This window comes from Castellaniella sp. (assembly GCF_041677825.1).
Taxonomy (GTDB): domain Bacteria; phylum Pseudomonadota; class Gammaproteobacteria; order Burkholderiales; family Burkholderiaceae_B; genus Castellaniella.
Window position 1 is genome coordinate 15,006 of sequence record NZ_JBAYPG010000003.1, and the last position, 16,619, is coordinate 31,624.

Sequence of the window (16,619 nt, forward strand, 5' to 3'; positions counted from 1 at the left end):
AGCGGCAACGTACAACCTGCTGCGGTGCCATGCCTGACCGATCTGCTTCCCTGACACGACGCGCCCAAGCACTGGTCGCGCTCGCCCATGCCCATGCCCGATCCCGTTCACGCCTCGAAGAGGCCTGGTGGGAGGGCCATCTCGCCGACACCCTGGTCAAGACCCTGTCGGCACGCCACAATCACCATACCGAGAAAGCGCTCGAGTACATGATGGAGCAACAGGCACCGGGGTACGAGTCCCTGGTCGACCTGGCCGAGTCCTGCTCCGAATCCCTGCAGTTCGACGCCGGCGGCCAGGCATGGCAGGGCTTGCTGTTTTCGGCGCCCATGCTGGCCTGGACACGGTACCAGTTGCCGGCAGGCACGTTCGGCAAGGACATCCACCAGGCCCTGTCCGATCTGTTGGCCAAGACAGTCTTCCAGGACAACGCCCGCTTCTGCTTTTTCCCGCGTTTCCTGCGCTTCGAACACCTGCCGCGCACCTTTCACGGCACCCGCAACTGGGCCCAGAGCCTTGCCCGGTGTGCACTGGACACGCAGCGTGACTGGCCTGCATTGAAGCTCGACCAGGAAGTCGGCGAGCTTCTGGCCGATGCCTTTTTTCTGATCGGCTGTGTGGTGGTGCCAGAAGGCGAAGCCATTTTCAGGTGGCAGACCGAGCCACTGCGTGCCGCAGACCTGCTGGAATCCACCCGGCAACAGTGGGCCACGGGCTGTACGCAGATTCTCGAGCCCGTATTCACCGGCTGCCAGGTCGAGTACCCGGCACCAGATGCCTACTACAGCAGCACACGCCAGGCAGACCAGAACATTCGGCCCATCACCCTGAAAGCGGCGGCGACCTGGCTGCAGACAGCCGCCAACCTGCCCGCCACCGCCCTGCGGGCAGCTCTGGTGGCCTGCGGCGACAACAGCATCGAAGAGTACCGTATCGGCTTCAGCATGCAGGATCACGATGACGTGATCTACGGCTGCGTGTGGCCCACGCTCAGCCGCGAAGAGGCTCACCCTGACGACGCTCCGGACGCGGTCGATACCAGCGCAGCCATCATGGCCCTGCTGCATGAATGCGGCATACAGACGGTGCGCCGCGTGCCCGGCCTCGAACACTGCGAAGTCTGTGAAGACTGCGGCACACCGTTCTTTCCGAACATGGCCGGTGAAATGCAGCACCCCGAACTGCCCGAAAGCATCGATCCGGATCCCGTACAACTGCACTGATGACGGCACCTGGGGCCACGGCCCGACTTGCGTTCGATGTTTTCTGCCAGGTTATCGACAACTACGGCGACGCCGGTGTCTGCTGGCGGCTGGCCCGGCAACTGGCCAGCCGAGGGTATGCGGTGCGCCTCTGGATCGATCGCCTGAGCACGCTGGCGCAACTCGTGCCGGCGCTGGACGTGCGGTTGTCCGGGCAGCGCGTGGACAGCGTGCATGTGGGCTCGTGGGCCGAGGCGTGCCAGGCCATGCCGCCCCGCCACGGGGTCGTGCTCGAGGCCTTCGGCTGCACCCTGCCCGTACCCTACCAGGCACGCATCGTCACCCAGGACAGCCTGTGGGTCAATCTCGAATATCTGAGCGCCGAAACCTGGACAGCACGCTGCCATGGCCTGCCATCCCCTCAAGCCAGCGGTGCCATCAAATATTTCTACTTTCCAGGGTTCACGCCGGCCAGCGGCGGGTTGTTGCGTGAATCCGGGCTGCTCGCACGCCGAGACCGGGCCCACCGGCAGGACAGACGCCAGCGGCTCCATGCCCTGACGGGGCTGGACACCAGCGAATTGACGCCGCAGACCCGCTGCGTTCTGCTCTTCGCGTATCCACAGGCACCCATGGCCAGCCTGCAGGCGGCCCTGTCGCAACAGGCCGAACCCGTCTGGCTGCTGGTGCCCGGCGGCACGCCCCAAGGCCTGCACGATGAGGGTTCGCTACGGGTACACGCCATCCCTTTCGTGCCCCAGGCCCGCTTCGACGAGGTTCTCTGGTGCTGCGACCTGAATTTCGTGCGCGGCGAAGACTCGCTGGTGCGCGCCATCTGGGCAGCGCGGCCGCTGGTCTGGCAACTGTATCCGCAGACCGATCAGGCGCATCTGGCCAAGCTGCGCGCCTGGCTGGACATATTGCCACTGACTCCAGAGGCCACGCAACTGCAGAACGCCTGGAACGGTCGGCACCCGGGCGAGCTTGTCGAGGCGGTACGGCAGGCGCTGCGTCCCGCGGCCTGGCAGGCCTGGCAGTTGCAGGCCCAACGGCATTGCAAGGCACTGGCTGCACAGGACGATCTGGTCACACGCCTGCTGGCGTTTTGCGTGCAGCATCGGGAAACGCGCTAGAATAGTTGGTTGTTCTTAGCCCTGCCTCGACACATGGATCTGCATTCGGGGCACTCATCCCCGGAGCCCCACCTTATGAAAACCGCACAGGAACTGCGCGTTGGCAATGTCATCATGGTCGGCAACGACCCCCTGGTCGTGCAGAAATCCGAATACAACAAATCGGGTCGCAATGCGGCTGTCGTCAGGCTGAAACTCAAGAACCTGCTCACCGGTACAGCCAGCGAACTGGTCTACAAGGCCGACGAGAAATTCGAACTGGTCGTACTCGAAAACAGAGAGTGCACCTATTCGTACTATGCCGAGCCCATGTACGTCTTCATGGACGAAGAATACAACCAGCACGAGGTCGAGGCCGACAGCATGGGCGATGCGCTGAACTACCTCGAAGAAGGCATGACGGTACAGGTCGTGTTCTACGAGGGGCGCGCCATCTCGATCGAACTGCCGACCATCATCGTGCGCGAGATCACCTACACCGAGCCGGCCGTCAAGGGCGACACGTCGGGCAAGGTACTCAAGCCCGCCAGAATCTCCACGGATTTTGAAATTGCCGTCCCCCTGTTCTGCAACATTGGCGACCGGATCGAAATCGACACGCGTACGCACGAGTACCGCAGCCGCGTCAACTAGACACGCCAGCCCGCTTGCAGGCCCATCGCCTGCTGGCGGGCTCGGATCTGCTGATGAAATCAGGCCAGATGGCTACTGCAGGCGGTCGTCGTCGAGAAATTCGGGGATGGGCATGATGGATATGCCCTCTTCGACCAGTTCCTTGCATTCTTCTGCGGTGGCCGTGCCCCGAATCGGCCGTTCGGCGATCTCGCCTTCGTGCATGCGCCGGGCCTCGTCGGCAAACCCGCGGCCCACGTCGTCGCTCTGCTGCAGAATGCGACGCATCTGACGCAGGACTTCGGCCTGCATCTGGCTGAGCTGGCTGACCGAAGGGGCGGCCACCGCGGCACGGCCCTGGGGTTGCGCATGCTGGCCCTTGGCCGGCACCTGCTCGCGCAGGTGGCTGACGTTCAGGTGTGGCGCCGAGACCCTGCGCGTGATCTGCATGCTCTGGCACACCGGGCAACGCACCAGGCCACGGGCCTGCTGGTCTTCGAAGGCCTGTGCCGAAGCGAACCAGCCCTCGAAGAGATGGTCGTGTTCGCAGGAAAGGTCAAATACTTTGATGGTCATGTTCAGCAGATCGGGGCAAAAGCCCCGGTTTCAAGAGCGTTCCAGCATTTCCAGCGCCACTCCCAGGGCGGCACGGCATGCGCTTGCTGCCACAGGCCCAGACGCTGCTCGCGCGCCCGGGCCTCGAGCACCGGCATCTGCACATCACGCAGATATTTTCCGCCCCCCTGTCGATTTGCCCAGGCCAGCCCCTGGGCGACCAGTTGCCGATTCGCAGTCGACCCACCGGACAGCGGCACATCGCAGATCTCGCGCCCATAGTGATCCTGCTCGTAGCAGGCCAATGTCAAGGTCTGGCCGGCCACCAGGGCGGCCAACGCGCGTCGTGCGGCCTGCCCGAAAGGCTGGCCCGGACGCGTGCGGCCATGGCCTGTTTCGGGTGCATCGATGCTGGCAAGACGTACACGCTGCCGTTGCCCATCGGCCAGCAGTGTGAGCGTGTCACCGTCCGAGACGCTCACGACCCGCCCCGACAAGGGGTACGACCCGGCGGCCCAGACACCGTTTGCCAGGCACAGAACCACAGAAAGGAGCAACAGGCGCATGGGCACGTGCGGCCACAGCCGGTGAAGCCAAAGCGCCCTATTGTATACGGATCCGGCGTGTGGGGATCCAGCCCGCGCAGCGCGCCGCAGCTCAGGCCGGCCGACGCTTCGGAACATGATTTCAGTCTGGCCAGGCACGTGCCAGAAGGCGCCCGGCCGGCAGTTCGACCGCGCCTGCGCCATACAGCACACTGCCGCCTGCCGCCAGGCGGCTGTCGGTAAAGGCCCGCGCAAGCCATTCTGGTGCATGACGCCACATCAGGTCTGCCTGAACCAGCAGGATCAGGCCATCGGCCACCCGTCGGGCATGGCGCTCGAGTGTTTCGGGTGGCAAGGCGAGCAATGCGCGCAGCTGGGCCACCCCATCCCGGAGCGCAGGTTCGTCATGGGCACGGGCAAGCCCCGTGAGAAATGCCTCCATGGCCTGGGGGTGACGCTGCGCAGCCCGCAGCACGTCCAGACCCATGACGTTGCCCGAACCTTCCCAGATGGAATTGACGGGTGCCTCGCGATAAAGACGCGCCATGGGGCCATCTTCAATATAGCCATTGCCCCCCCAGACCTCCATGCATTCGGCCGTGGCCTCGATCACCCGCTTGCAGATCCGGAACTTGGCGGCTGGTGTGAGCAGTCGACGCAGGAACTGGCTGGCCTCGTCCGGTGCATCGAAGGCCTGCGCAAGATGGATGCACAGCAGGATCGCAGCCTCGCACTCGAGCGCGACATCGGCCAGCAATTGCTGCATCAGCGGCTGCCGGATCAGCACCTGGCCGAAGACCTGACGCTGCCGGGCATGGTGGATGGCCTGCACCAGCGCCTGGCGCAACAGCGCGGTACTGCCGAGCACACAGTCCATGCGCGTATAGGAAGCCATTTCGATCAGCGTGGCGATACCCCGGCCCGGTTCGCCCACCCGCCGCCCCCAGGCCTGCTCGAACACCACTTCGGCGCTGGCATTGGAGCGGTTGCCCAACTTGTCTTTCAGGCGCAGCACACGTATGGCGTTGCGCTGCGCGTCCGGCCCCCAGCGTGGCACATAGAAGCAGGAATGCCGTTCGCCGTCGAGGGCGAGCACGAGATGCGCATCCGACGTGGGCGATGACATGAACCATTTCTCGCCCGTGAGCTGGAACCAGCCTGCTTCGGCGGCCCTCGCGCGGGTACGGTTGCGGCGCAGATCCGTACCGCCCTGTTTTTCGGTCAGACCCATGCCGACCATCATCCCCTGTTTGTGCGACAGGGGCTGATCGGTGGCGTCATACGCCCGGCTGGCCAATAGCGGCTGGATGTCTGCAAACCAGTCTTCGCGGGCCAGCAAGGGGATGGCTGCACTGGTCATGGTGATGGGACACAGCGAGCCGGCCTCGACCTGCCCATGCAAGAGGTAATGCGCTGCACGAAGGGCATGCGCCCCAGGGCCAGGTTCGGTCCAGGCGCTGCCATGCATGCCCTGGGCAAAGGCCAGCGACAGGAACTCATGCCAGCCGGGCGGAAATTCAATCTCATCGACACGCCGCCCCAGCCGATCGTACGCATGCAGGACCGGGCCGCTGCGATTGACCTGCGCCGCCAGCCGGAAGAGCTCGGGCTTGCCGAGGCGCCGGCCCCAGGCCTGCAGATCGGGCAACGCCTGCTCGCCCACGGTGCGCCGCACCGCCTCGACCAGCGCCGGACAGGCTTCGAACAGGTTGTGCGCCGGCAGGTCGGGCACCAGATTGTCAGTTGCCGCTGGCCCCGACGCCATCGCTGCATGTGCCATGACTCACCCCTCTGCCAAACCACCTTGTGAGACAGTCTACTCGGGATACCCGGCCTTGCACAGCCGCTATAATGCCAGCACGCAAGCCCGCCCGAATCCGCCATGACCCTGCCAGCCCACGATACCGACCTGCGCCACTGGCTGCGCAAGCTGCCCAAGGCCGAACTGCACGTACACATCGAAGGCACACTCGAACCCGAACTGATGTTCGACCTGGCCCGGCGCAACGGCCTGTCCCTGCCCTGGCCCGATGTTCAGGCCGTACGCAACGCCTATCGATTCACCGATCTGCAATCCTTTCTGGACCTGTACTATGCGGGCGCAGGCGTTCTGTGCACGGAACAGGATTTTCATGACCTGGCCATGGCCTGGTTGCAGCGGGCGCGCGCCGACGGGGTGGTGCATGCCGAAATCATGTTCGATCCGCAGACACATACGTCACGCGGCATTCCCATCAAAGTGGTGTTTGCCGGCCTGGCTTCGGCGCTGCGCCAGGCGCGGCAGGACTGGGGCCTGAGCAGCGGCCTGCTGCTCAGTTTCCTGCGCCATCTCAGTGAGCGCGAGGCCATGGACACCCTCGAAGCTGCCCTGCCGCTGCGCGAGGCCTATCAGGATCTATGGATTGGCGTGGGGCTCGATTCGGCCGAGCGCGACAACCCGCCCGAGAAATTCGCGCGCGTCTTCACCCGCTGCGGCGAACTGGGTTTTCATCGGGTCGCCCACGCCGGTGAAGAAGGCCCGGCCGGCTATGTGCGCCAGGCCCTCGAGATACTGAACGTCGAGCGTATCGATCACGGTGTGCGCAGCAGCGAAGACCCGGAACTGCTTCAGGAACTGATCCACAGGCAGATCCCGCTCACGGTCTGCCCGCTGTCCAACCTGAAACTGGGGGTCGTCGAACGGCTCGAAGATCACAATCTGGCGCGCATGCTGCGCGCAGGCGCCTGCATCACGCTCAACTCCGATGATCCTGCCTATTTTGGCGGCTATCTGCTCGACAACTACGTGGCTGCAGCACGCGCACTCGAGCTTTCACACGACGAACTGGTCACGCTGATGGCCAACAGCCTGCGTGCATCGTTTCTGCCCGCAGCCGACAAATCACGCCTGCTGGATCAACTGGCGGCCCGGGTGGGCCAGGCCTGAGCATGCCGGGCCGCGATCCGCTCGACAAATTGCGCACCGCCGGCGATGCCCTGCAGGGCCGCCGGCAACGCCTGACGCACCATTTCTATGATCGCCCGGCCGTACAGGTGGCCCGGGATCTGCTGGGCTGCCTGCTGGTACACCAAATCGACGGGCACGAACGCATGGGCCGGATCGTCGAGGTCGAGGCCTATCTGGGCCCGGGCGATCTGGCCGCCCACACCGCCCGTGGACGCACACCGCGAACCCGCGCGATGTTCGGTCCGCCCGGGCACCTGTACGTCTATCTGATCTACGGTATGCACCATTGCATGAACATCGTCACCGGGCCCGAAGGCAGCGGCACCGCTGTGCTGTTGCGCGCACTGGCGCCGGTACAGGGGCTGGACACCGCCACCAACGGGCCGGGACGCCTGTGTCGGGCAATGGGCATCAGCATGGAACACTACGGCCTGGACATCTGCGGCGACACGCTGTGGCTGGCGCGCGACCAGGCGCCAGCGCCGGCGCATATCGTCAGCAGCCCGCGCATCGGCGTGGACTACGCCGGCCCCGAATGGGCCAACCGCCCGTTGCGGTTTCACATCGCCAATCACCCCGCAGTCAGCCGTCGCCCGCGCAGCAAATAAGCTCTGGTCTTGATCTGGCGCAAGACTGAGCATGCGACAGAACGCTACTATACCCGCATGCTTTTGCCGACTGGCGGATTTCTCATGCTCAAAGTATTATTTCAGGGTCGACTCGGATTTCTGTCTGCGGCGCTCTTGTGCCTTGCGTCGATCATTTCGTCCGCCAGCCTGGCGCAGACCCAGGCGCCCAGCGAATCACCCAAACAGCAAGCCTTCAGGTTCGGCATCTCCGGCACAGCCCAGGTCAAGGGGCCGCGCCTGGGCAACTTTCTCACCAAGGTCAGTCCCGCCGAGATATTTCCTGGCGCAGACCGGCTGGGGCCAGCCGAGGGCGACCCCCCGATCGCACGCGCATACGCGGGCGACAGGCTTCTGGGCTATGTTTACCTGACATCGGATATCGTCAACACCCGCGGCTATTCCAGCAAGCCGATCGACGTCCTCATCGGCTTGTCGCTCGAGGGCGAAATTGTCGCTGCCAAACTGGTCGAGCACCATGAGCCCATCGTGCTCATCGGCATTCCAGAATCCAAGGTCCAGCACTTCATCGACGGCTACATCGGCAAGAACTACATCAAGAACCCGCCCCGCCCCGGCGATCCGCCACCGGTCGACATCGTCAGCGGCGCCACGGTGACCCTGATGGTGGTGGGCGACAGCATCACGCGCTCGGTGAGGGTGCTGGCGCGGCGCTACCACATCGGCCAGGAAAGCCCCCTGGACAGCGCCCCGGTGGTGCACAAAGTCATCGACATGAGCAAGACCGGCACCGAGTCCTGGGATGCCCTGCTGGCCGACGGCGCCGTCGGCCACCTGTTCGTCTCCGTGGCCGATGTGAATGAGGCCTTTGTGAAAAGCGGCCGCCAGGGCGCCATCGATCATCCCGAAGAAGGTGACCCGGACGACACGTTCATCGACCTGTACGTCGCACCGGTCAGCGTGCCGACCATCGGCCGCAGCCTGCTGGGCGACAGCGAATACAACTATCTGCGCGATCGCCTCAAGCCGGATCAGCAGGCCATTCTGGTGGCCGGCAATGGGCCGTACTCGTTCAAGGGCTCGGGCTACGTACGTGGCGGCGTGTTCGATCGTATCGAAATCATCCAGAACGAGAACGGCTTTCGCTTCACCGATCTCGACCATCAGCGGCTCGCCGATCTGATGGCCGCCGGCGCGCCGGGCTTCAAGGAAATCGCCCTGTTCACCGTACCTGAAGATGCCGATTTCGACCCCACCGAACCCTGGCGCCTGCAACTGACCGTGCAACGCGTGATCAGCGTGAAGGAAAAGGCCTTCACGACCTTCGTGCTCGATTATCAACTGCCTGATGCCTTCATGGCGGTGGACCACAGCCAGCCGGTCACACAACAGGCCGTTACCGCAGCGCCAGCCGGCACGGGCCCGGCTGCCGTGGCACCGGGTCTGGCCACGGCAGCCGATCAGGGTGCGGCAACCGATGATTTCTACGACGATGAGGGCCCGGCACTCTGGGAACAGATCTGGCTGGCCAAGACGGTGCAGATCGTGATCATCTCGATCGCGCTCATCACGCTGATCATGGTGTTCTTCTTCCAGAACCAGCTGGTACGCCACGAACGGTTCTACAAGGTCTTCCGCACCGTATTCCTGCTCTTCACGCTGTTCTGGATCGGCTGGTATGCCCAAGCGCAGCTGTCAGTGGTCAATGTACTGACCTTCACCACCTCGCTGCGCACCGATTTCAGCTGGGAATATTTCCTCATGGATCCGATCGTCTTCATCCTCTGGGTGGCGACGGCGATGTCCCTGATTTTCTGGAATCGGGGTGCGTTCTGCGGCTGGCTGTGCCCTTTCGGGGCCCTGCAGGAACTCACCAACCAGCTGGCAAAGAAGCTGCGCGTGCCACAGATCAAGGTGCCGCATGGCCTGAATACCCGTCTGGCCGGCCTGAAGTACATCATCTTCCTGTTGCTGTTCGGCGTCTCGCTGTATCAGCTGGGCCTGGCCGAAAAATTCGCCGAGGTCGAGCCCTTCAAGACCGCGATCATCCTGAAGTTCCTGCGCGAATGGCCGTTCGTGGTATTTGCCCTGGTATTGCTGCTCGCCGGGCTGTTCATCGAACGTTTCTATTGCCGCTACCTGTGCCCGCTGGGGGCCGCCCTGGCCATCCCGGCCCGCCTGCGCATCTTCGACTGGCTGCGCCGCTACAAGACCTGCGGCAACCCCTGCCAACTGTGCGCCATCGAGTGTCCGGTGCAAGCCATCAACCCCGAAGGGGACATCAATCCCAATGAGTGCATCCAGTGCCTGAATTGCCAGCAGCTGTACCACAATGAAAAGCGCTGCCCGCATCTGATCCAGAAAAATGCCCGGCTCAAGCGGGACAAGCCGGCGCCCAGGATCGACACGGCCATTCCGGGAGAAGTCGTCGCCCGGCGCAAACCCACCGTACGTCCACGCGTGGCCGATGATCACCCCGCAGTATCCACTTCTTCATAGCCGCGGCCCATCCAGGCCATGTCATCCAACCCCAGGGAGACCTCCATGTCAGACTCCACCAATGAGAAACCCATCCTGAGCCGGCGCGGCTTCCTCGGCGCCGCCGCCGTCACCGGCGCTGCTGCAGTCGGCGCCACGCACCTGACGACCGCCAGCGCCAAAGACAGCAAGGGCCAGCAAAGCGTCGAAGTCGCACCGGGCGAACTCGACGACTATTACGCCTTCAATTCGGGCGGGCAGTCCGGCGAGGTCCGCATTCTGGGCCTGCCGTCCATGCGTGAACTGATGCGCATCCCCGTCTTCAACATGTGCAGCGCCACGGGCTGGGGCCGCACCAACGAGAGCCTGAAGATCCTGAATGGCAATCTCACGCCCGCCACCCGCGAGTTCGTGAAAACCATTGGCGGCGTGCTGCCCAACGGTGACCTGCACCACCCCCACATGTCCTTTACCGACGGTACCTACGACGGGCGCTACATCTTCGTCAACGACAAGGCCAACACCCGGGTCGCACGCATTCGGTGCGACGTGATGAAGACCGACAAGGTCGTTGAAATCCCCAACGCCGACGGCATCCACGGGCTACGCCCACAACGCTATCCGCGCACGGGTTATGTGTTCTGCAATGGCGAACACATCGTGCCGCTGCCCAATGACGGCACGGTCATGGACAACCCGAAGGACAACTACTGGGCCATCTATACCGCCATCGACGGCGACACGATGGAGATCGCGTGGCAGGTGCTGGTCGACGGCAACCTTGACAATACGGATGCCGATTATCAGGGCAAATACTCGTTCTCCACGTGCTACAACTCCGAAAAAGGGCTGAATGTCACCGAGATGTCGGCCAACGAGCAAGACTGGGCCGTGGTCTTCAATATCAAGCGCATCGAGGAAGCCGTCAAGAATGGCGACTACACCGAGATGAACGGCGTGCCCGTGGTCGACGGACGCAAGGGGTCCAGATACACCCGCTACATCCCGGTGCCGAACTCGCCACACGGCTGCAATGCAGCACCCGATGGCATCCACGTGGTGTTCAATGGCAAGCTCTCGCCCACCGTTACGGTGATCGACGTGCGCCTGCTCGACGATCTGTTCGACGACAAGATCAGCGAGCGCGATGTGGTCGTGGCCGAACCCGAACTCGGCCTGGGGCCCCTGCACACAGCCTTCGACGGGCGCGGCAATGCCTACACCACGCTGTTCATCGACAGCCAGATGTGCAAGTGGAACATCGACAAGGCCAAACGCGCCTACAAGGGCGAACAGGTCGATCCCATCATCCAGAAGATCGATGTGCAGTATCAACCGGGACACAACCATACCACCATGGGCGAAACCAAGGAAGCCGATGGCAAGTGGCTGATGTCCCTGAACAAGTTCTCCAAGGACCGGTTCCTCAATGTCGGCCCGCTCAAGCCCGAAAACGACCAGTTGATCGATATCTCGGGCGACGAAATGAAGCTGGTGCACGATGGCCCGAGCTTTGCCGAACCGCACGACGTCCTGCTGGTCAAGCGCTCCATCGTTCGGCCCAAGCATATCTGGGACCGCGACGATCCGATGTGGGAAGACGCGCGCGAATGGGCCAAAAAAGACGGGGTCACCCTCGAAGGGGCTGCCAATGTGATCCGCGATGGCAACAAGGTGCGGGTCTACATGGTCGCCATTGCCCCGGTGTTCAGCCTGTCGAACTTTGAAGTCAACGAGGGCGATGAGGTCACCGTATTCGTCACCAACATGGAACGCATCGAAGACCTGACTCACGGCTTCACGCTCAGCGGCTATGGCATCGCCATGGAAGTCGGCCCCCAGGCCACTTCTTCGGTCACTTTCATCGCATCGCGCCCCGGCGTGCACTGGTATTACTGCCAATGGTTCTGCCACGCGCTGCACATGGAGATGTCCGGCCAGATGAACGTCAAGCCGAAGAACACCTGAGCACCATGGCCAGTGTCCCATTCCTGAAAGCGGCGGCCGTCCTGGCTGCCGGGGCGGCCCTCTCGGGCCCCCCTGGAATGGCCCTGGCAGCCGACATCGACGTGTCTGCAGGCAGCAGCCTGCAGGCGGCCATCGCAGCGGCCGAACCAGGCGACACCCTGCGGCTGGCTGCGGGCGAATATGCCGGCAACCTGGTGATCGACAAGGCGCTGACCCTGCAGGGCCCCGCCGACCGCAGCGCCCACATCCTGGGTGAACGCAAGGGCCGCAGCGTCTGGATACAGGCCCCCGACGTGACCCTGAGGCACCTGACCATACGACATTCCGGCCTGAGCCTGCCGGACATGGACGCTGGCGTGTTTCTCGACAAGCTCGCCACCCGCGCCCGCATCGTGGAAAACGACATTCTGGACAATTCCGTTGGCGTCTATCTGTGGGGCGCCCAGGATGCCGTGGTGGAACACAATCGCATCGTGGGCAACACAGGCCTGCGCGTGAACGAACGCGGCAACGGCATCACCGTGTGGAATGCGCCGGGCTCGAAGGTGCTGGACAACGACATCAGCGAAGGTCGCGATGGCATTTTCTCGAACAACAGCCGCGAAAACCTGTTCGCCGGCAACACATTCCGGCACCTGCGCTATGCCGTGCACTATATGTATACCAACGATAGCCAGGTGAGCGGCAACGTGTCACTGGGCAATGAGATCGGCTATGCGATCATGTTTTCGCGCCGCCTCGTGGTCACCGACAACATCGCGGTGGACAGCGCAGCCCAGGGTCTGCTGCTGAATGCCACGGATGACTCGACCATCACCGGCAATGTGATCGTGCAGGGCGACCGATGTGTCTTCGTATACAACTCGAACTTCAATCTTCTGGCAGACAACATCTTCCAGGACTGTGCCACCGGGGTCCATTACACCGGCTCCGAAGGCAATGAAATCCATGGCAATGCCTTCATGCAGAATCAGAATCAAGTCAAGTACGTAGGCACCCGTGTGCTCGAGTGGTCACATGAAGGGCGTGGCAATTATTGGTCGGACCTGTCCGCCTTCGACCTGGATGGCGACGGCATTGGCGATACGGCCTACCGGCCCAACGGCATCATCGACCAGGTCATCTGGCGCGCCCCCAGCGCCCGTCTGCTCCTGAACAGCCCGGCGGTCACCATCGTGCGCTGGGCGCAGTCCCAATTTCCGGCATTGCTGCCCGGTGGTGTGGTCGACAGCGCACCACTGATGACGGCCCCGGAATCCCGCACCTGGCACAAATACGAGACCCTGCCATGACGGTCACTGGTTCTCCAATCGAGTTGCGCGCCGTCACGAAACGGTACGGGGCGCTGAACGCGGTCGATCAGGTCAGCCTGCATCTGGATCCGGGTGAATGCGTCATCCTGGCTGGCCACAACGGGGCCGGCAAGAGCACCCTGATCAAACTCATCCTGGGGCTAATCCGGCCTGAATCGGGTACGGTACGCGTACTGGGCGAAACCCCGGGCACCCCTGCAGCCGCCCGGAGCCGACGGCACATCGGTTACCTGCCTGAAACCGTGGCCCTGTACCCATCCCAGACCGGGGTCGAGACGCTGGCGTTCTATGCGCGGCTGAAAGGGCTCAGCCCGGCCGGCAATCCGGCCCTGCTGTCACGCGTGGGCATCGCCGATGCCGCCCGCCGCCGCGTGGGCGGCTATTCCAAGGGCATGCGCCAGCGGCTGGCGCTGGCCCAGGCCCTGTTGGGCCAGCCGCGCATCCTGTTGCTGGACGAACCCACCTCCGGGCTCGACCCGGCCTCACGCCTGCTGTTTTACGAAATCGTGCGCGAACTGCGTGATCAGGGGGTCGCCATCCTGCTGTCCACCCATGCGCTGGCCGAACTCGAGGGCCTGGCCGATCGGGCCATCATCCTGCGCAAAGGCCAGAAGATCGCCGATGGCAACCTCAGCCAGTTGCGCCATCAGGCCGACCTGCCCGTACGCATCCGGATCACGCTCGAGGCGCCGCCCGCACAGCCCCTGCCCGAATGGCGCCAGATCGCCGCACAGCGGTTCGAGCGCCACTGTTCCGAACGCGACAAACTCGCAAGCCTGCGGGCCGCGCATGACATACCGGGGATTTGCGACCTGGAACTCGACCATCCAGGCCTGGACGAAATGTATGCCCAGTTTCTGCACCGGGAGGATGCATGAGCCCGACCCTGATCCTGATTCGCAAAGAGATCCGCGACAGCCTGCGCAATCGCTGGGTGCTTGCCGTGACCCTGCTGCTTGCGATGCTGGCTCTGTCACTGGGTTTCCTGGGCAGTGCACCCACGGGTTCAGTGAAGGTCGACCCCCTGACCGTCACCGTGGTCAGTCTCTCGAGCCTGTCGATCTTTCTGGTGCCGCTGATTGCCATGCTGCTTTCGTATGATGCGATCGTCGGCGAAATCGACCGCGGCACCATGGCCTTGCTGCTCAGCTACCCCGTATCGCGCCATCAGGTGATGGCCGGCAAGTTCCTTGGCCATCTGGCGACCCTGTCGCTGGCCACTTTCCTGGGTTATGGGGTGGCGGGGGTGGCACTGCAGGCCGCGCACGGTGAATTCGATCCTGCCGCCTGGGGCCCGTTTGGCCTGCTGATTGCAGCCAGCATCCTGCTGGGTGCCAGTTTTCTGGCACTGGGCTACCTGATCAGCGCCCTGGTACAAGAGCGTGCAACGGCCGCGGGCCTGGCCATCGGTGTATGGCTGTTTCTGGTGGTGATCCAGGACATGGTGCTGCTGGGCATTCTGGTGGCCGATCAGGGGCGGCTGATCACGGATGCGGCCCTCAATGTGATCCTGCTCTTCAACCCGGCCGATGTCTATCGCCTGCTCAACCTGACCGGTCATGAGAATATTGCCATGTACGCAGGCATGGCCGGCCTGAGCGGCCAGGTGACGCTGTCGGCCATGACCCTGCTGCTGGTTCAGCTATTGTGGATCGCCCTGCCTCTGGCGCTGGCCTCCTGGGTGTTCAACCGGAGGGCGCTATGAGGCACAGACTGGTCACCCGCAGGCTGCTGGCGGCCGGCGCCACGGGCCTTGTTGCCCTGTTGCTCGCAAGCTGCAGCGATCAGGGCACGGGCTCGCCCCCACCGGCGCCCAGCGCAATGACCGACGACGCCATCGGCCATTATTGCGGCATGTTTCTTGTCGAGCACATCGGGCCCAAGGGCCAGATTCTGCTGCGGGATCAAAAACAGCCCGTGTGGTTTTCAACCATACGCGAGGTGTTCGCCTACACTCTGCTGCCCGAAGAGCCCAAGACCATCGTCGCCATCTATGTCCAGGACATGGGTCGTGCCGGCGTCGATGGCAACCCGCCCGATGAGGCCTGGATCGATGCCCGCAGCGCCCACTATGTGATCGAAAGCGATACCGTGGGTGCCATGGGCGCGCCCGATGCCCTGCCCTTCGAGCACCTGGAGCAGGCCCAGGCCTTTGTACGGGATCATGGCGGACGCGTCCTGGGTTTCGAAGACATGCCCGAAGACTATGTGCTGCGCTATGTCGAGCCCGTAGCGGCCGACCGCCCAGCGGCACCCCAACCAGCCGGAGTCCCCCCATCATGACACCCGCCACCCCGTCCCGCCGCCGATTTCTCGGTATCCTGGCAGCCAGCAGCGCCCTGCTGGGCACTGCGCCACTGCATGCGGCCTTGCGCATACCCGAACCCGTCATCTGGCGCGGGGTTGCGCTGGGTGCCGACGCCCAGTTGCAGATCCTGCACCCCGATCGCAGCCACGCCGAAGCGCTGGTGCGCATGGCGGTCGCCGAAGTACACCGGCTCGAACGCATATTCAGCCTGTACCGTGAAGACAGCGCCCTGGTGCGCCTGAATCGCGACGGCCACCTGGCCCTGCCACCCGCCGAACTGGCCGAACTGCTGACCCGCGCGCTGGCCTTCGCCGAACAGACCGCGGGCCACTTCGATCCCAGCGTCCAGCCACTCTGGGCACTCTATGCAACCCATGCGCGCACTGGCCAGGCCCTGCCCCCGGACCCTGGTGCCCTGCAGGCTGCTCTGGCACAAGTGGACTATCGCGCCATCCGGCTGGATGACGATGGCATCGCGCTGGAGCGCCCCGGCATGGCCCTGACCTTGAACGGCATTGCCCAGGGCTATATCACCGACCGCGTCACTGAACTGCTGCAGGCCCACGGGCTGGACCGCGCACTGGTCGACATGGGTGAAACCCGCGCCCTGGGCGCCCCCGGTGCGGACCGTCCATGGCGCGCCGGCATCGCGGACCCCGACCAGCCTGGCCACCTGCTGCAGATCCTGCCCCTGGATGGCCCAACGCAAGCGCTGGCCACATCCGGGGGCTACGGCACCCCGCTGGATCCCAGCGGGCGCTTCACGCACCTGTTCAACCCCCGGTCGGGCAGCGCGGTGCCGCTGTGGCGCAGCGTAACCGTACGCGCGGCCGATGCCACCACGGCCGACGCCCTGTCCACCGCCTTCTCGCACATGCCGGAAGCAAAAATCCGTGGTATAGTCGAACGCTTGCCAATCCAGGCTTGGCTACTGCCCGAACAGGGCCACAGTCTGCAGTATCTGGCTTAGG

General features: G+C 63.8%; 15 protein-coding genes. 12 read left to right on the forward strand and 3 right to left on the reverse strand.

Features of this window, described 5'->3' with window-relative positions:
- The first annotated feature begins 29 nt into the window (after nt 1-29).
- The 3 genes from WCY17_RS02030 (at nt 30) to efp (ending at nt 2,968) form a co-directional block, all read left to right on the forward strand.
- On the forward strand, nt 30-1,223 hold the full coding sequence (locus WCY17_RS02030) for a DUF2863 family protein (RefSeq protein WP_372700503.1): 1,194 nt from the start codon (nt 30-32) through the stop codon (nt 1,221-1,223).
- Nucleotides 1,223-2,335 (forward strand): elongation factor P maturation arginine rhamnosyltransferase EarP, encoded by a 1,113-nt coding sequence (earP, locus tag WCY17_RS02035; RefSeq protein ID WP_372700504.1) that lies wholly within the window; start codon nt 1,223-1,225, stop codon nt 2,333-2,335. The genes WCY17_RS02030 and earP overlap by 1 nt, the downstream gene beginning before the upstream one ends.
- A 75-nt stretch (nt 2,336-2,410) precedes the next feature.
- Entirely contained in the window at nt 2,411-2,968 is a 558-nt protein-coding gene (gene efp, locus WCY17_RS02040; RefSeq protein ID WP_372700505.1) for an elongation factor P, read from the forward strand.
- A 72-nt stretch (nt 2,969-3,040) separates the two neighbouring features.
- Here the strand turns inward: efp and WCY17_RS02045 are convergent, their stop codons facing one another.
- From WCY17_RS02045 to WCY17_RS02055, 3 genes are all read right to left on the reverse strand, one after another.
- On the reverse strand, nt 3,041-3,523 hold the full coding sequence (locus WCY17_RS02045; protein ID WP_372700506.1) for a DUF1178 family protein: 483 nt from the start codon (nt 3,521-3,523) through the stop codon (nt 3,041-3,043).
- 2 nt (nt 3,524-3,525) lie between these two features.
- Complete coding sequence (locus WCY17_RS02050; protein WP_372700507.1) at nt 3,526-4,068, reverse strand: thermonuclease family protein; 543 nt, start codon at nt 4,066-4,068, stop codon at nt 3,526-3,528.
- 121 nt (nt 4,069-4,189) lie between these two features.
- Nucleotides 4,190-5,827, reverse strand: a complete 1,638-nt coding sequence (locus WCY17_RS02055; RefSeq protein WP_372700508.1) for an acyl-CoA dehydrogenase family protein — start codon at nt 5,825-5,827, stop codon at nt 4,190-4,192.
- 102 nt (nt 5,828-5,929) lie between these two features.
- On the opposite strand from WCY17_RS02055, the gene WCY17_RS02060 reads away from it, so the two are divergent.
- From WCY17_RS02060 to WCY17_RS02100, 9 genes are all read left to right on the forward strand, one after another.
- The gene (locus WCY17_RS02060; protein ID WP_372700509.1) at nt 5,930-6,973 is read left to right on the forward strand and encodes an adenosine deaminase; all 1,044 of its coding nucleotides are present in this window, start codon (nt 5,930-5,932) and stop codon (nt 6,971-6,973) included.
- 2 nt (nt 6,974-6,975) lie between these two features.
- Complete coding sequence (locus WCY17_RS02065) at nt 6,976-7,602, forward strand: DNA-3-methyladenine glycosylase (RefSeq protein ID WP_372700510.1); 627 nt, start codon at nt 6,976-6,978, stop codon at nt 7,600-7,602.
- An 84-nt stretch (nt 7,603-7,686) separates the two neighbouring features.
- Nucleotides 7,687-10,080 (forward strand): 4Fe-4S binding protein, encoded by a 2,394-nt coding sequence (locus tag WCY17_RS02070; RefSeq protein ID WP_372700511.1) that lies wholly within the window; start codon nt 7,687-7,689, stop codon nt 10,078-10,080.
- 45 nt (nt 10,081-10,125) lie between these two features.
- Entirely contained in the window at nt 10,126-12,027 is a 1,902-nt protein-coding gene (gene nosZ, locus WCY17_RS02075; RefSeq protein ID WP_372700512.1) for a TAT-dependent nitrous-oxide reductase, read from the forward strand.
- A 5-nt stretch (nt 12,028-12,032) separates the two neighbouring features.
- Entirely contained in the window at nt 12,033-13,319 is a 1,287-nt protein-coding gene (locus WCY17_RS02080; RefSeq protein WP_372700513.1) for a nitrous oxide reductase family maturation protein NosD, read from the forward strand.
- A complete protein-coding gene (locus tag WCY17_RS02085; protein ID WP_372700514.1) occupies nt 13,316-14,218 on the forward strand; it encodes an ABC transporter ATP-binding protein in 903 nt (300 codons plus the stop codon). Before WCY17_RS02080 ends, WCY17_RS02085 begins: the two co-directional genes overlap by 4 nt.
- Nucleotides 14,215-15,045 (forward strand): ABC transporter permease, encoded by an 831-nt coding sequence (locus tag WCY17_RS02090; protein ID WP_372700515.1) that lies wholly within the window; start codon nt 14,215-14,217, stop codon nt 15,043-15,045. The genes WCY17_RS02085 and WCY17_RS02090 overlap by 4 nt, the downstream gene beginning before the upstream one ends.
- Nucleotides 15,042-15,623 carry a nitrous oxide reductase accessory protein NosL gene (locus WCY17_RS02095; RefSeq protein WP_372700516.1) on the forward strand — a complete coding sequence of 194 codons (582 nt, stop codon included), beginning with the start codon at nt 15,042-15,044 and terminating at the stop codon, nt 15,621-15,623. The genes WCY17_RS02090 and WCY17_RS02095 overlap by 4 nt, the downstream gene beginning before the upstream one ends.
- Complete coding sequence (locus tag WCY17_RS02100; RefSeq protein WP_372700517.1) at nt 15,620-16,618, forward strand: FAD:protein FMN transferase; 999 nt, start codon at nt 15,620-15,622, stop codon at nt 16,616-16,618. Before WCY17_RS02095 ends, WCY17_RS02100 begins: the two co-directional genes overlap by 4 nt.
- The last annotated feature ends 1 nt before the right edge of the window (nt 16,619 follow it).

Bases quoted from the DNA above. Each gene is read 5' to 3' on its own strand.
- WCY17_RS02030 (WP_372700503.1), top strand. From the start codon at position 30: ATGCCTGACCGATCTGCTTCCCTGACACGACGCGCCCAAGCACTGGTC.
- earP (WP_372700504.1), top strand. From the start codon at position 1,223: ATGACGGCACCTGGGGCCACGGCCCGACTTGCGTTCGATGTTTTCTGC.
- efp (WP_372700505.1), top strand. From the start codon at position 2,411: ATGAAAACCGCACAGGAACTGCGCGTTGGCAATGTCATCATGGTCGGC.
- WCY17_RS02045 (WP_372700506.1), bottom strand. From the start codon at position 3,523: ATGACCATCAAAGTATTTGACCTTTCCTGCGAACACGACCATCTCTTC.
- WCY17_RS02050 (WP_372700507.1), bottom strand. From the start codon at position 4,068: ATGCGCCTGTTGCTCCTTTCTGTGGTTCTGTGCCTGGCAAACGGTGTC.
- WCY17_RS02055 (WP_372700508.1), bottom strand. From the start codon at position 5,827: ATGGCACATGCAGCGATGGCGTCGGGGCCAGCGGCAACTGACAATCTG.
- WCY17_RS02060 (WP_372700509.1), top strand. From the start codon at position 5,930: ATGACCCTGCCAGCCCACGATACCGACCTGCGCCACTGGCTGCGCAAG.
- WCY17_RS02065 (WP_372700510.1), top strand. From the start codon at position 6,976: ATGCCGGGCCGCGATCCGCTCGACAAATTGCGCACCGCCGGCGATGCC.
- WCY17_RS02070 (WP_372700511.1), top strand. From the start codon at position 7,687: ATGCTCAAAGTATTATTTCAGGGTCGACTCGGATTTCTGTCTGCGGCG.
- nosZ (WP_372700512.1), top strand. From the start codon at position 10,126: ATGTCAGACTCCACCAATGAGAAACCCATCCTGAGCCGGCGCGGCTTC.
- WCY17_RS02080 (WP_372700513.1), top strand. From the start codon at position 12,033: ATGGCCAGTGTCCCATTCCTGAAAGCGGCGGCCGTCCTGGCTGCCGGG.
- WCY17_RS02085 (WP_372700514.1), top strand. From the start codon at position 13,316: ATGACGGTCACTGGTTCTCCAATCGAGTTGCGCGCCGTCACGAAACGG.
- WCY17_RS02090 (WP_372700515.1), top strand. From the start codon at position 14,215: ATGAGCCCGACCCTGATCCTGATTCGCAAAGAGATCCGCGACAGCCTG.
- WCY17_RS02095 (WP_372700516.1), top strand. From the start codon at position 15,042: ATGAGGCACAGACTGGTCACCCGCAGGCTGCTGGCGGCCGGCGCCACG.
- WCY17_RS02100 (WP_372700517.1), top strand. From the start codon at position 15,620: ATGACACCCGCCACCCCGTCCCGCCGCCGATTTCTCGGTATCCTGGCA.